11 protein-coding genes are annotated in these 14,072 nt (G+C 47.5%); all 11 read left to right on the forward strand.

Annotated features, from left to right (window positions below; translation table 11 throughout):
- Window positions 1–57 precede the first annotated feature (57 nt).
- The 11 genes from IT291_03520 to IT291_03570 all read left to right on the forward strand — a co-directional run bounded on the left by IT291_03520 (window position 58) and on the right by IT291_03570 (window position 14,069).
- Window positions 58–999, forward strand: a complete 942-nt coding sequence (locus IT291_03520) for an FHA domain-containing protein (GenBank protein MCC6220293.1) — start codon at window positions 58–60, stop codon at window positions 997–999.
- Between the two features lie 24 nt (window positions 1,000–1,023).
- Window positions 1,024–2,340 (forward strand): serine/threonine protein kinase, encoded by a 1,317-nt coding sequence (locus IT291_03525; GenBank protein ID MCC6220294.1) that lies wholly within the window; start codon window positions 1,024–1,026, stop codon window positions 2,338–2,340.
- A 346-nt stretch (window positions 2,341–2,686) separates the two neighbouring features.
- Complete coding sequence (locus IT291_03530) at window positions 2,687–4,006, forward strand: AAA family ATPase (GenBank protein MCC6220295.1); 1,320 nt, start codon at window positions 2,687–2,689, stop codon at window positions 4,004–4,006.
- Between the two features lie 38 nt (window positions 4,007–4,044).
- On the forward strand, window positions 4,045–4,221 hold the full coding sequence (locus IT291_03535) for a hypothetical protein (GenBank protein MCC6220296.1): 177 nt from the start codon (window positions 4,045–4,047) through the stop codon (window positions 4,219–4,221).
- Between the two features lie 85 nt (window positions 4,222–4,306).
- A complete protein-coding gene (locus IT291_03540) occupies window positions 4,307–4,498 on the forward strand; it encodes a Flp family type IVb pilin (GenBank protein ID MCC6220297.1) in 192 nt (63 codons plus the stop codon).
- A 286-nt stretch (window positions 4,499–4,784) separates the two neighbouring features.
- On the forward strand, window positions 4,785–5,711 hold the full coding sequence (gene cpaB / locus IT291_03545) for a Flp pilus assembly protein CpaB (GenBank protein ID MCC6220298.1): 927 nt from the start codon (window positions 4,785–4,787) through the stop codon (window positions 5,709–5,711).
- Between the two features lie 74 nt (window positions 5,712–5,785).
- The gene (locus IT291_03550) at window positions 5,786–7,222 is read left to right on the forward strand and encodes a CpaF family protein (GenBank protein ID MCC6220299.1); all 1,437 of its coding nucleotides are present in this window, start codon (window positions 5,786–5,788) and stop codon (window positions 7,220–7,222) included.
- Between the two features lie 10 nt (window positions 7,223–7,232).
- Window positions 7,233–8,258 carry a type II secretion system F family protein gene (locus IT291_03555; GenBank protein MCC6220300.1) on the forward strand — a complete coding sequence of 342 codons (1,026 nt, stop codon included), beginning with the start codon at window positions 7,233–7,235 and terminating at the stop codon, window positions 8,256–8,258.
- 16 nt (window positions 8,259–8,274) lie between these two features.
- The gene (locus IT291_03560) at window positions 8,275–9,189 is read left to right on the forward strand and encodes a type II secretion system F family protein (protein ID MCC6220301.1); all 915 of its coding nucleotides are present in this window, start codon (window positions 8,275–8,277) and stop codon (window positions 9,187–9,189) included.
- 21 nt (window positions 9,190–9,210) lie between these two features.
- The gene (locus IT291_03565) at window positions 9,211–11,469 is read left to right on the forward strand and encodes an FHIPEP family type III secretion protein (GenBank protein ID MCC6220302.1); all 2,259 of its coding nucleotides are present in this window, start codon (window positions 9,211–9,213) and stop codon (window positions 11,467–11,469) included.
- Between the two features lie 32 nt (window positions 11,470–11,501).
- The gene (locus tag IT291_03570) at window positions 11,502–14,069 is read left to right on the forward strand and encodes a hypothetical protein (GenBank protein ID MCC6220303.1); all 2,568 of its coding nucleotides are present in this window, start codon (window positions 11,502–11,504) and stop codon (window positions 14,067–14,069) included.
- Window positions 14,070–14,072: the final 3 nt, after the last annotated feature.

Raw genomic sequence — 14,072 nt, forward strand, 5'->3', positions numbered from 1 at the left:
AAAAGATGTTTGGGATAACGTACTGGTTTTTGTAGAGCTAGTTTTGGAGTGAGAATAATGAGTGAAGATAGTCAAGATTTCGACAAGGAAAAGGAAAAGCGCGATTCTAGGGAAACTGAAGACAAAGGGATGGGAAGCATAGCGGCATCGCGAGCGCGCAATCGCACTGTAATGCTTACGCCAGAAATTACCGATCAAGTGAGGGCTATGCTTGGAACCGATAGCGAGGCTCCACGAGAGGGTGCATTTGGAGGATATGTGCCGAGTGCGAAACCTGAATTTTCTTCGCCTGCTTCTAAAGCGTCTACAGGCGGCTTTGAAACGCCGTCAGTGGGAAAATCTATTGAGGATCCACTGAGGCGGACAGGTGTCCCAGGAGAGGAGTCTGGCAGGCTAGGGAGGCGGGAGAACACGAGTAAAATGACTATGCCATCGCAATCGCGTGCTGGATTGTTCGAGATGGATAGAGGTTCTCCAAGTGATCAAGCATCTATTGGCAGTCAGCAAAACCCAACGCGAAATCTTGCTTCTGGGCATGCGCCAGTGTTTCCAGGACATGAGCAGCGCGCTTCTGTTTATCAAGAGAGCGAGGTAAGGAGGGCACCTTCGCCACAGCCAGAAAAGCCTCGGTCTAAGATAGTAGGGTTTTTGGTTAGTTTTGATAACAGCTCAAGCGGTGAGGTGGTAGACATTAGAATTGGGCGATGGTTGTTAACTTCCAAGCCAACTAGCCATGGAGAGTTTATTTTAATTGAAGATGAAAGCATCTCGCCATTGCATGCGATTATCCGGGCTACGACCGACGGAAAAATTCAAGTGCTAGATCAACTCTCGGAGTTCGGCACAGGTGTTTTGCGAAGTGGTGCGAGTGTAGAGGAAGAAATCACTGGTGCCATGGGGACTGTTAATCATGGCGATACATTGCGCTTTGGCAATCGGCGGTTTGTGGTTTGTGTGATTCCGCATATAGAGAAAAAGGATGACGAAGCGAAAGAGTAATTTGTTTTATCTGCTTATTAACTGATGAGCGACGATTATTTTCTTAATTTGCAGCCAGGTAGTATCGTCAACGGGCGATACGAGGTTGTGAAATGCCTCGGAACTGGGAGCATGGGGATGGTCTATGCCTGTCGCCATCGCGAACTTGCTGGCCACTTAGTGGCCATGAAAGTTCTTTTTTCGGAGGTGGCGCGCGATTCAGTTGCTGCGCAGCGCTTTCGCAATGAGATTGTGGCGTCCTATGGCGTTAGTCATCCCAATGTGGTTCGAGCCTATGAATACTTTAGAGATGGCGATTTAGTAGCTTTCACTATGGAGTACATTGGAGGCGGAGATTTAGCCGATCGCATAGCCTCTGAAAAGCAACTGCCTATTGACGAAGTGATTCGCATATTGTCGCAGATGTGTTCTGGCGTTGAAGCCATCCATCAGGCTGGGATCGTTCATAGAGACTTAAAGCCGGAAAATATTCTCATAACTGCGCAGGGCGATGTTAAGATTACCGATTTTGGCATTGCGCGTTGCGGCACGGGGCCAAAGCTTACCGAACACGGGGGAGTTGTTGGAACTATCGATTACGTCAGTCCGGAATATTTGGAAAGTGGAGAGGTCGATGCGCGCTCTGATCTATATGCAATCGGTGTTATCGGTTACGAGATACTTACTGGAGAAACGCCGTTTAGGGGAGAGAGCGTCATTGAGACTATGACGCTAAGGCTAAGATCTGATGTGCCATCGGCGCGCAAACTCAGAAAAGACTGTCCACTTAAGCTTGATAGTATAATCAGCAAAGCTATGGCGCGCGATCCGGGAGATCGCTATCAAACAGCTCATGATATGTTTCTGGATTTGCAGGCCCTTCTTCCGGACGATGTGAAGTTATTAGATCTTCAGCCTAAGCAATCTTCGCCTATGGAGCCGATCACTCTGCCGCTTTCAGAAGGGCGCGATGGAGTTGTGGCTTCGCATAATAAGACTTTGCGGCGGCGCGGTAGAGAGGATAGGCCCTCTTCAGAAAAGCGAGTGGATTTGAATCGCGTTTCTAAGTCGACTTCTGCCGATGCCATCAATCGCAATAGCCCAGCGACGTATGAGTTTCCACGAGAAAAAGCCGCTCTGAGTGTAAACATAGGAAGCTCTCACCTGTCAGCAGATAGAGTTAAGGAGTTATCGTCTCGCCTCTATTCCGAGAAGGAAAGCATAATAAAAACGGCTATTTACTGGCTATTTGTGGTGCTTTTGGGTTTTGGATTAGGCATTTTGGGGCTTCGCTATTATGAACCGGAGCTTTTTGGCCAAGCGCCTCGCACTGCTGTTCCTAGTTATAGAGGAATTAAGTAGTTGAGTTTTATTGTGTTTTTGGCATTTTTGCGTTGGTTAACGGGTCGCGGCTGTAGTCAGTGTTTCTTGCGAATGGTGATAAAGTTTTGGAACAACTCGCTGTATCGCTTAATCTTATCTTAGTTAATGTTATTCTTTTATGACTAGATTATAATTATAAATCGTGGCAACATTTGAGAGATGATATTTAAGCCCAGCCTTATATCAACTGGATTATTGGTGAGGGTTTTTGGAAAAACTTAGAATGCCAAAGATATATACTTACTTAAGTGCTTTAGTAATTGTGTCGTAATAAGAAGTATCGAGTGAGTTGCATTTTGCGTTGGTAGCGTATTAACGGTTTTTAATGAGAATTTTAATAATTGATAGATCTGCTGAGGGGCATGCTGTATGCGCAAAGCGCATAGAGTCTTTTAGTAGAAGTGATATAGAGATGCTCGATTTGCAGGTTAAGCTCGTTTTGGATCGAGATTACGAAGCAAATATACGTGAAGCTGATGTAGTAATTTTGTGTTCCGGTTTAGGAGATGGGATAAGTGCCCTTGCGAGGAGCATACTCGGTCTCATGCCATGGCTACACGTAATTATGTACGTCACTGACGAGGCCTATTCGGGAGGGGCATTTCGACTTGCTCATGCCGTGGGAGTTAGAAAGGTTCTTCCTGATAGCTCTTCTCCTTTAGATTTGTTGCAGGAATTAGTAGCTGTTTACAACGAGTTTCGCCGCGAGGGTCGGGCTCGAGAGGGACGTGTAATTTGCGTCACTCACGCAAAAGGTGGCACTGGGGCGACTAGTATTTGTGCGGCCTTAGCTGAGGTTTGTAGCGTCTATAGGCGAAGGACAATGCTTTGGGATTTAGACGTCGAGACAAGGGATTTATGTAGATCTCTAACAGTAGGTGGTGCAGAAGCTAAGGTGGTTAGTAGCTGGGTAAATGGTTCGCGCGATATTTCCAGAGAAAGCCTGAGCGATGCTCTTATACCAGTCAGCCAGGACGTATCGGTTCTCATGCCCCCAGATGGAATGGCTGAGGCCATGGATCTGGTATGTCATACCGATGCAATGCTAATTGCGCAAAGAATACTGGATTTATCCCGAGTTATGCACGACGTGATTCTCATAGATCTTGCTGGAAGGATCGGTCCGGCTACTGGTGCCTTAATGCGAGTAGCTGATGAGGTGTTAATCGTTATCGACGACACCGTCCTAGGCCTCACGGCTTTAGATCTCTTTCTTAGCTACGTAAAAATGCTCGTAATCGGCGGGGGAGAGAGAGTTAGTTTTGTCGTCAATGGCTATAGCGGCTCCTTACTTGCCGTGCCGCAGATAGAAGCGGAGCTTGAACCAGTGCACCGCTTGGGAGAGAGACCTTGGCGACTGCCACCGGTGCCAGTAGACCCAAAAGCCTCGCTTTGGCCTGGCAGCGGTAGAACACTCTATAGTATGGGACAAAAGGCCACCAGAAGCGCGCTTGAAGAGATTGCTTTGCAGTTAAATATTATCATGCCTTCCCAGGTTGGGCCGGAAGGTGAAAAAGGAGCCGCTGGTAGGAGGCGCAGTAACTCCTGGTGGGAGAGATTTCTAATGAAACCAGAAAGTGGAGGCAATGTAGGGGCCTTGTCCGGCCACCGAGCTGAGGAGGATGAGCATAATTTGGTTTCTTAGTAGTAACACAGGTGATTTTTTGCACGAAAAACGCTGGCATGTTTCGTGCAAGACGTGTGTATGGGCAGGTGTGTAGGTCATATGTAACTGCATTGTTGGTAACTATGGCATGTTGTTTCTTGGTAGTTGTTGTTACCTTTGCTAAGAAACTTGCCGTTATGTGTTATTGGCACCTAGGGGGTGCTGGCTTTTTGATAAAAATAGGCGTGACTTAGAGCTGCGGGTATGTGATGTTTTAGAGTTGTGCGTAGCTGTAAGGCATGCTGATTAGTGTAACGTAAACGTAAGGGTAGATGAGAAATGGAAGAGAAAAATATTAATGAGTTAGAGGTCGTTGGACAGGAGGAGGAAAAGGGGGCAACTATGTTGGAGTATGCTCTATTGGCTGCTCTTATAGCTGTAGTGTGTATAGTTGCAATTACTTTCTTGGGAGAGCAGGCTTGCCAGGCGTTCTCGAGCATTGGAAGTAGTATAGATCAAGCTAACCAATAAAGACTGTAAGGCTTTGGCAAGTTGTCTTTTTATAGCTAGTTATGGCATAGCCATTTTAGCTATAAAAAGCAATTTGCTCATTTGAAGTTTGTGCTGTGATTTTATACGCTGTTGTAGCGTGGCGCTTTGCAGTAATTTTTTGGCTAACTTAAAAGAAAGCCCGCCAGCTTGCGCTGGGGAAGTAGTGTTGTGTTCATTGTTTAGTGCGTTAGTTTTATAAAGCAAGACTAGATTTGCTATTGCTTTTGCGGATTCAGTCTCGTCTTAGCGAAAAGGGAGTTTTTATATGGCTGCACGCTTTGGAGCGAGCCCCGCTCAAGTATATGCCACTAAGGTTAGGTATCTGATTGGCGCTTTAATTGCCGTTATAGCAGTGCTTCTAATCTTAATCGTAGTTGTTGCTAATAACAATTCTGGAACACAGGACGTTTTAGTAAACGATCCGGCGGCAGTACAGGCAGCAGTTCCTCTTTCGCAAAATGTCGATGTGCTGGTTGCAAATGTGAGAATAGAGCAGGGAACCCAGCTCATGCCGCATCTGTTCGTCGACCAGTCGTATAGTCCAGATAGGGTTCCAGCAGGTGCGATCCTCGCTAGAGACAAAGCCAATGTTATGGGCAAATTTGCTAAAAATATGGTTAATGCGAATTTTCCTATAATGCTAGAAGATGTTACCGAGTCGGCAGGTGGGTCGTTCATAGACAATATTCCGCCTGGGTATAGGGCTGTAACGATAACTGTAGATGCGCGTTCTGGCGTAGAAGGATGGGCGCGTCCAGGTACTCGGGTCGACATTTTGTTGACTTATACGGATAAGAAGTCGGGCGAGAAAGCTGTTGTAACTCTCGTATCTTTTACTCAAGTCTTATCAGTTGCTGGAATGACTGCAAGCGATCAAGGCAACAAGCAGCCGGTTTCAGCTCAGGGAACAACTGTAACTCTCATGGTTACCGAAAAGGATTCTAAGCGCATAGAGCTTGCGCGTACTATGGGAACGCTTAGTTTGTCGCTTAGAAGTTCTAGGGGTGGCCCAGATGATGAGCCTAGTGACAGGCCGGTTATCATTAAGCCCGGAAATATTATTAGTGACCAGGAAGACGCGCCAGAAGTGGAGCCCGCTGAAGGGGTCTTGTATCGCATGAACCCTAAAACTGGCAGGCAGGATAAGTATGTTTTGCGACGCGGTAGGTGGTCTTTGGATACTGAGGAGTAATAATGTGGCGTTGGCTCCTCTAAACAGGCGCCTGTTTCTCGAGCGTTTATATAGAGGTTTGTAGGAGTTTTTAGATGAAAGACGAAAGAGAGAATCTCATAGGTCTGTTCTCAACGCGGAGTGGTGCAGCCGAGGTCGAGGCCGAAGTTGATAGCAGTGAGCCGACGCGTGCTCGCAATCGTGCGCAGGCAACCAGAGATGTGGGGAAGGCATCGCTTTCACCTATTGCAAACTCCATCTTGAGAGAAGCGCGTCGGGAATTGGTTTCTGGGATGGACGGCAACGAAGCCAAGGATGAACGCGAAATTCACGAAGAAGCAATAGCTAGTGCAATTGATTTAGTTTGTAGAAAACATGGGCATGTTATAAGTGACGTAAATCGCGCTGAAATAATAGTCCACCTTAAGAGAGATCTTTTGGGGTGGGGGGTGCTGCAATCTCTGATTAATAATCCCGAAGTTACAGATATTCATTGTTATGATTACCAAACCGTTGTTCTACAACGCGGTAAGGTGAGCGAATCTACTCCCATTCATTGGCCGAGCAAGGAAGCATATGCGTCCTTTATAGATAGGATTCTCCTGCGCTTGGGGCGAAGTGTCTCGACGCAGCAGCATACTGTGGACTGTTCTTTCTCGGATGGAAAGCGAATATGCGTAATTCACGATAGCGTTTGTGGTTCGCGTGGACCCCTCATGACTATCCGCATTCCAAGAGTTTCTGAACCAACTCTCGAGAGTCTCGTTGCTTATCAGGTGGCCCCACCGCTAATAGTAAATTATTTGGCCGCACTGGTTCGAACATGCGAACATACGTTTATGGTGTCCGGAGAGACTGGAACGGGTAAGACTACTCTAATGCGATGTTTAGGTACGCAGTTTCGATCCGATGAGTCTATTGTTGGCGTAGAGGATACTCCTGAGCTAAACTACCAACATCCCTATTATCGCAGTTTGGTGTCGCGACCGGCAAATACCGAAGGTGTAGGCGAGGTGACTTTGCAGGAGCACATTAAGACGACGTTGAGAATGTGTCCGTCCAGGGTAATTCTCGGCGAAATGCGCACTCCCGAAGCCGCGGAGGCTTTTTTGGAAAGCGCCCAAACCGGGCACTGCGGGATGTCGACTATTCATGCACGAAATGCGCGCGAGACGCTAACGCGTTTGGAGAGTTTATTGGGGCGGGCTCAGCGCGGCGTAAGTACTGACATATTGCGACAGCAGATCGCTCTAGCAGTTGATGTGGTAATCTGGCAGTGTCGCGAAAGGGTTTCGGGAAGAGTTCGCATGGCAGAGGTTATTGAAGTCGGCCATTTTGTGGAAGGGAATATTCAGGTTCGGCCTATGTTTAAATTAGTCGAACAAGGAGATAATCCCAGGTGGCGCGTGGAATCGTGGTCTAGTAACTACGAAGATGTTTTGGAGAGAAATGGTATCGTTCTCGGAGAAGCCCCCGAATTTTTGGGCTTCTCTAATACTTCGGGATCCGCTGAAGTTGTAGCTCGTCGCTAAAGTTTTACCGATGGAATTAAGCACAGTTTTGATTTTTCTCGTCTTGTTGGTGGTGGTGATAGCTATTGCTGTCATCGTTGTTACTGTTGGTAGTGGTAACAAAACTGGTTTTCGCGAACAGTTAGCAGTTAGCGATTCATTGCGGGCGATGGTGGCCGCGCAGAGGGAAAGAGCTGCTCAGGGTTCTACGGGCATGTCGAATAGAGAGAAGAAAGGTAGGAACCTGGCTCTGGCTGCGGCGGCAGAAAGCGAGATAAAAGGAGAGCGCAGCTCGTCGGCCTCAAAAATTACTAGAATGGACTTGGCGAGGCGGCTTCATTATGGGAAGTGGAAGCTTACGCCGGTGCAATTTAGAGCTATTCAAGTGTGTTTGGCCCTAGGTTTGTTTGTGCCTACGTGGTTCATTTCGGGCAGAATGGTTCAGTTATTGGCGCTAGCACTGGGGCCAACTTTTCTGTCGTGGCTGCTGGAGCGCTCTATGATGAAGCGTTTTAAAGCTTTTGATGTGGATTATCCAGTTTTGCTGCTTCAGTATGTAAGTCTGCTTAAGACCGGCATGAGCACGATTACTGGTTTAGAAGCTGCGTCTAAAGGGCTTGATGAAGACTCTCTAGTAAGGGCCGAGGTGGCACTTTTAATTGAGCGACTTAGATTGGGACTTACAGAAGAGCAGGCTATTAATGCTTTTGGAGAGGATATTGCACATCCGGAATTGGAGCTCTTTGTTCAGAGTTTGTTGTTGAGCAAGCGCGTCGGCGGTACGCTATCGACTACGCTCGAGCGCCTAGCCAAACAAGTTCGCAAACGCCAACAATTTAGAGAGCAGGCTATCGCTGCAGTTGGCATGGAGAGAGGGTCTCTTTGGGCTATTGCGTGTATCATGACTGGGCTTATGCTCTATATCACTTATTTCCAGCCTGGGCTTGTCTTGCCCGCATTGACTCACCCACTGGGCAAATCGATGTTTCAATTTGGATTCGTTACGATTATTATCGGGTTTTATTGGTCGCGCAGGGTAACCAATATAAAGGTGTAGGAAGGAATTCGTCTAGATGAGCGTAGTTAATCTGGCCATCTTAATTGCTGTCATTATAGCTGTTGCGGGGCTTAGTGCTATAGCGTTTGTCATTTTTGGTGGGCGCGCTGGCAAGAGTCGAACGGAAGTTCGGGAACTCATGAGTTCAGCTGGGCGAAGAGACAAGCACGGCAATAAGATTCAAATAGATATTGAGGACATAAAGAAGATAACTGGAGCCGCTACGGCAAAAAAGAAGGAAGGAGATCTAAATACTAAATTGTTTAGGGCTGGCTTTTACGGAGATCGCGTGCGTCAGCGGTTTATTCAGTCTCAAGTAGTGCTTCCGGTGATTATGTCAATTGTTATGGCGTATGGTGCGTGGGCATGGCTAAAAATTCCCGTATTAGTTGTGCTTGGAATAATCATGGGAGCCTTTGTTGGCTATGCCCTACCGATGTCGTGGCTAGAGCGAAAGATTCGTGCGCGCGAGGAGGATACTATGTATTACCTTCCATTAGTTATCGAGCAAGTAGCTATTGGAGTTAGCAGTGCATTAGATGTCGGTCCATGTATTGCTCAAATTGTGGAGATGGCTTACGAGCGCAATTCGCATAATCCAGTTACTGAGATGTTTATCCATGTGGAAAAGCTAATTCGCTCCGGATTGGGATTGTCGGAGGCTCTAGAGGAAGTTGGTTCCGCACATGGAATGAACGAGGTCAAACATGCCTTTATGTTTCTTGCTCAGTGCGCTAGGCACGGTGGTGAGCTTTCTAAGCAACTTCAGGAACTGGCCGATGCAGTGATGACGCAGCGGCAGATTCAAGTTGAAGGGCGCATTTCGGCACTCCCAGTTAAAGCAACTGGACCGCTAGCTGTGGTATTTACGGGCTTTTTTTCCTTACTCTTTGCGGGTATCGCAGTTAAAATCATGTCGGCATTTAGCTAACGTCGGCATGGAGTGATTGCCATGTTCTTCATTAAACACTTCTGGGAATTTATAGTCACAGTTTTTAGAAGTGTCGGCTTAAGCGGGGTGGCGATAGGTACGTTAATCCTTGCGTTTGTAGTCCTCTTGTTGGTCCCCTTGCCTAGGCAATTACTCGACCTGCTGTTAATACTCAATTTTGTCGTTGCTATTGTTCTTTTGCTACTTGGGCTTTTTATACTCGAAGCTCGCGAGCTTTACTCCTTTCCATCGCTACTGCTGCTTACTACCTTGTTCCGCTTAAGTTTAAACGTATCTACCACCCGCTTAATTCTCGTCCGAGGAGATGAGGGGCTGGGGGCCGCTGGTCAGGTTATCGAGGCTTTTGGCAGTTTAGTGGTTCAGCGAGACTTTATAGTAGGAGCGATTATTTTTGGCATTATCGCCATTGTCAATTTTGTGGTGATCGCTAAAGGAGCGGCACGGGTGGCAGAAGTTGCTGCGCGCTTTGCCTTGGATGCGCTGCCGGGGAAACAATTGGCCATCGACGCTGAACTACGGGCGGGAAACTTGAGCAGGCAGGAAGCGGATATAAGGCGTAGCGAATTGGCAAGTGAATCGCAGTTTTACGGCTCCATGGACGGTGCGATGAAGTTTGTTCAGGGAGATGCTTTGGCAGGTTTCCTAATTGCCTTCATCAATTGCATAGGCGGTGTCAGCATTGGACTGTGGCGCGGCATGGATTTTTTTGCCGCAGTAAATACATTCGGGGTTCTCACAATAGGCGATGGATTGGTTAATATAATACCGTCGCTGCTAATTTCTGTATGCGCTGGCATAGTGGTAACTAGGGTTTCAGGGCGTCGAACCTCTTCCGTTAGTGATGACATTATTGAACAAGTATTAGCGGAACCGCGTGTGCTTGCAATCTCAGGGATTATGCTTTTATTGCTTAGCGTCGTCCCCGGTCTCCCGGCAATCCCGATGTCGGTTGTGGGGTTGGCTCTGATGTTTCTGTGGTTCAAACGCGATTCCCGTAAGGCACTGCTAAGCTCAGCTCAGGCTGCGCTTCCAGCGGGGATGCATCTAGCGCCTCAGCAGCTCCAACTCCGAGTCTTGCGAGCGGTCGAGCATGAGTATTTGCCGGCAGCAATATCTTCTGGTCATTCTTTAGAGCAGGGAGTAATGCTGGCGCTAGGACCTAGTCACGAGACTGTTAAGGCTCTTAGGCTGGAAGTAGATGCTGAGGTGTTAACCAGATATTTCGAAAGTTCTGCTAATCAGAACCTAAAAAAGTTTCAATCGTTTGTCGCTAGGATGCGACGAAATGTGTTTTTACAACGAGGTTTTGTCCTGCCGGACATTCAACTTATGTGTGGTGAGCAATTAACTAAGGGCGGATATGTAGTTCTAGTTCGAGAAACTCCTTGTGCCTCTGGAGAGATTCATGGAGATTTTTTATTTGTCAGAGTGAGTCCTTCGACCTTAGCGGCCCTTGGTATTCCAATTGTGAATTCCGTTCGTCACCCGGTTACGCAATGTTCGGCTTGTTGGATAGATCGGCGGGCAGTTGGGATTAGCGCGTTAGAGAGAATTGGCGTGGAGCTTCTAGAGCCTTACGAGTACCTCGCGCTAGAGGTGCTAGCGGCCGCTTGTGGTAATATTGAAGAGTTATTTGGTTTGGGAGAAGTGCTAGATCTTTTGGAAGTAGTTAAGGGCGACGCGAAGGCACTTTATACAGAGGTTTTTGATAAGGAAGTCATATCGATGGCTGAGTTTACAGACTGCCTGCGCCGCTTGGTTCGGGAGCGAGTAAATATACGAGACTTAAAACTCATCCTCGAGGGAATAGTTGAGTTTTCGTCTCTGTCTTCGGCTGACGAAGAAAGACAGACTTGGCTTTCGATGCTCCACTCTTTTTTGCGCCAAGTGTTAAGTCGCGGTATTGTTGCAGATATTACGTCAAGAACTGGCAAATTTAGAGCATTTGTATTATCTGATGAAGTTGAAGAGGAATTTCGCGCTATTATTCCTTCTTGGGAAAAGCGCCGCGCAGTTCCTCCGCTAAATCCTAATGTGGCGGCAGGGATGTATGGGGCAGCGAGTGCTTTGTTTAAGCCGGTTTTGGAGAGGGGTATCGCTCCTATTGTTCTCTTGTGTTCTGCCGATATTAGATCTATGGCCGATGAATTTTTTGGCCATAAGACGCTGGGGGGGCGCGAATGGTTGAGCACGTTAGCTTATGAAGAGCTAGACGGAGTTACTGCTCCAGAAATAGTTGGAGTTTTAAATCTCTCCTAGAGTTTTTTGTTGAATATTATGTAATGTTCTTTATGAGGGATGATTTGGAAGGTCATATTAACGAAAAAGCCGGTTCCGTTGCGAAGCCGGCTAATGCTTATGCTATTGCTGAGCGCGTAGACGAGCGATTTCAAATCATCGAGCACCTCTATACTGCCAGAACATCGGATGGATTTAAGGCGCTCGATAGGAGCGATAACTCGACAGTCCTCTTATGGCTTTTGCGCTACGGTCTTGCGAGTACAAACAATGCCGTGCCGCTATACGTTAACCGATTAGAGCGCCTAAGAACACTTGAACTACCTTGTCCAAAGTTTCGCAATTATGGCGTAGATGCTTCGCGCAAAGCTTATTTGGCGACTGAATTTGTCGAAGGGACGCCTTGTTTAGAGGTAAAACTTACAGTCGAGCAACAGCTGAAAGTGTTCCTAGATATTGTAAGTATAGTAGCGAAGCTGCATAAAGCCGGCATTGTGTTAAAGGATATTGGGGAAGACAGTTTTATCTTGGCGCCCGATGGAAAAGTCCTAACAGTTTCTCTAATAGGCGGATGTGAGGTTGCAGCAGATGGAACTACAATGCTGCCGCCGCCGAAAACGCTCTATTATTTATCGCCTGAACATCGCAGTGGTGTTGGTATCGTTGCGAGCACGGATGTATATGCACTCGGGGTATATGCCTATCGATTGTTTACAGGTCGATACGCCGTAGACGACGTGAAAGAACTCATGACGGCCGTTGACGTTTGGGGAGCAGCTCAGGCTCCATCGAAAATTAAGCAGAATATACCCCCATGGATTGACGATATAGTAAAAAAATGCGTAAGTGCTAGGCCCTACGAGCGCTTCGGAGATGCGTCTCAGTTGTTGCAGGCGCTAAAACATCATCTCCATAGGGGCGGTGTAGATCTGGGAACATCGCAGTCCTACGCCGATAGTAAGCTATCCTCTAGCAAGACAATTATGATTCGCCCCGCTACTCAGTCTACTGCTAGGCGGGATTTGCAAGCGCAGTCAAGACATAATACAGAGCCCGGAAAACAGGAGCGAAAACCATCAGTAATATTTTCGACTTTAGCGAGTAAAGGAATACGGCCACTGATAGGGGCCGCTGTCATTGCGATAGCAGTCTTTGGCGTGGCTCAAGTAGTGCGATTCCTCTCTGATGATAATCCCGATGTCGAAGTATCTACCGGTGCCTTGCTGTCGGCTGCGTATGTGGAGCCGTTGGCAGCGGAGTTAAAAGCACATTTAGCCCAAGTAGCTGATGGGGATACGCCAGTCGAAGACGGCCAAGCAACTCTGCAAAAAATTTCTGATAGCTCAGATCCGCTTAGTTTTGCAGCCTTGGTTGCAGCTATGAAAGCTTCTGATATCGCCACATTGCGGCCCTCGGCGCAGCTATTGGTGTTGACGAGAATCGAGAAGGCAGGACTTCCATTGAGTTCCGACGTAGTGCTTCGATGGTTTCAGGGGCAAGAGAGGTCTGGTAGCGATTCGACTAAATTGCCATATTACGACTCCTTGTTTGAGGCTTGCGATCCGGTATTGCCAGTAGAGAAGCGCCGCTTTGCCCTAAGCAAAGCGTTTAGTTTTGACAGACTTGTTGGTTTGCAGCTTGCTGCCGCACTTGCGCTCGATGATAAGAGTGGGCGTTTTGCTCCATCTCTGAGGCAGTTTATGTCGGATGAGGTAGATGAAGAGAACCTCATGGTTTTACACATTGGTGCGCTCATATTGGGAAACTCGCTTTTGGCGCAGCAATTTGAGGGCGAGGTAACGGCTTTATTGTCAGAACTTGCCCCGCGAGATTTGGCGTGGATTTTGGTAAAGCTTTCAGAGCGAGATAGTAACTTGCTTTTTAAAGTGGCCGAGGAAGCGCTAAAGCGCAATATCATCCCACCGTTTCAGGCCATATTTTTGCGCACACTGGTGGAGACGGATCGGCAGTTCCTTCCGGCGCAGGTGCGAAAGACCTTAATACGCGGTGCAAGAGGCGAGCTACAAGAAGAGGACTTGGTGTCTTTGGCGCGATGGATGTCTTTAGATTCTGAGCCAGTATTGTTAGCTATTTGCGCCATCTCTAGTAAAGAAAACATTGCGCTTGCGGCCTTTGATGCGTTGTCGTCGCGGACTCTAAACACTGAACCGGCTCGTGGGTTAATTAAGTGGATTAAGAAAAGCTATTGGGAATATCGCACGCGATTGGTAAAAGCTGTTGGAATTTTGGGTAGCAGTAAAATAGCCCAGGACGATCAGATTAACTATGCCTTTGATGTTCTGATGCCCTTTGCTCAAGACAGTTCTTTGCTGAATTTACTAGTGGGAGCCGATATTGAATCCTTAATTGTAATTGCGCTCGAGCGTTTGGGAGAAATTTCTTCTCATGAAGATCTTTTGCCTCTGTTGCGTCACGATAGCAAGCAAGTTCGGATTGGCGCTATTCGTGCACTTAAGGGGAGAAACGACCTCACGGTTCTTAGGGGGATTTCTCGCGCCTACGATAAGGAAAGAGATGAAGATGTGCGAAGTTTATACGAGGAGCTACACTGGGTAACTAGGAAGGGCGACGCAGCACGTATGCTGTCAAATGGCGAGTAGAGT

It is taken from the genome of Deltaproteobacteria bacterium, assembly GCA_020845775.1.
Taxonomy (GTDB): domain Bacteria; phylum Bdellovibrionota_C; class UBA2361; order SZUA-149; family JADLFC01; genus JADLFC01.

Coding starts and splice junctions, on each gene's coding strand:
- IT291_03520 (MCC6220293.1), top strand. CDS start 58: ATGAGTGAAGATAGTCAAGATTTCGACAAGGAAAAGGAAAAGCGCGAT.
- IT291_03525 (MCC6220294.1), top strand. CDS start 1,024: ATGAGCGACGATTATTTTCTTAATTTGCAGCCAGGTAGTATCGTCAAC.
- IT291_03530 (MCC6220295.1), top strand. CDS start 2,687: ATGAGAATTTTAATAATTGATAGATCTGCTGAGGGGCATGCTGTATGC.
- IT291_03535 (MCC6220296.1), top strand. CDS start 4,045: ATGTTTCGTGCAAGACGTGTGTATGGGCAGGTGTGTAGGTCATATGTA.
- IT291_03540 (MCC6220297.1), top strand. CDS start 4,307: ATGGAAGAGAAAAATATTAATGAGTTAGAGGTCGTTGGACAGGAGGAG.
- cpaB (MCC6220298.1), top strand. CDS start 4,785: ATGGCTGCACGCTTTGGAGCGAGCCCCGCTCAAGTATATGCCACTAAG.
- IT291_03550 (MCC6220299.1), top strand. CDS start 5,786: ATGAAAGACGAAAGAGAGAATCTCATAGGTCTGTTCTCAACGCGGAGT.
- IT291_03555 (MCC6220300.1), top strand. CDS start 7,233: ATGGAATTAAGCACAGTTTTGATTTTTCTCGTCTTGTTGGTGGTGGTG.
- IT291_03560 (MCC6220301.1), top strand. CDS start 8,275: ATGAGCGTAGTTAATCTGGCCATCTTAATTGCTGTCATTATAGCTGTT.
- IT291_03565 (MCC6220302.1), top strand. CDS start 9,211: ATGTTCTTCATTAAACACTTCTGGGAATTTATAGTCACAGTTTTTAGA.
- IT291_03570 (MCC6220303.1), top strand. CDS start 11,502: ATGAGGGATGATTTGGAAGGTCATATTAACGAAAAAGCCGGTTCCGTT.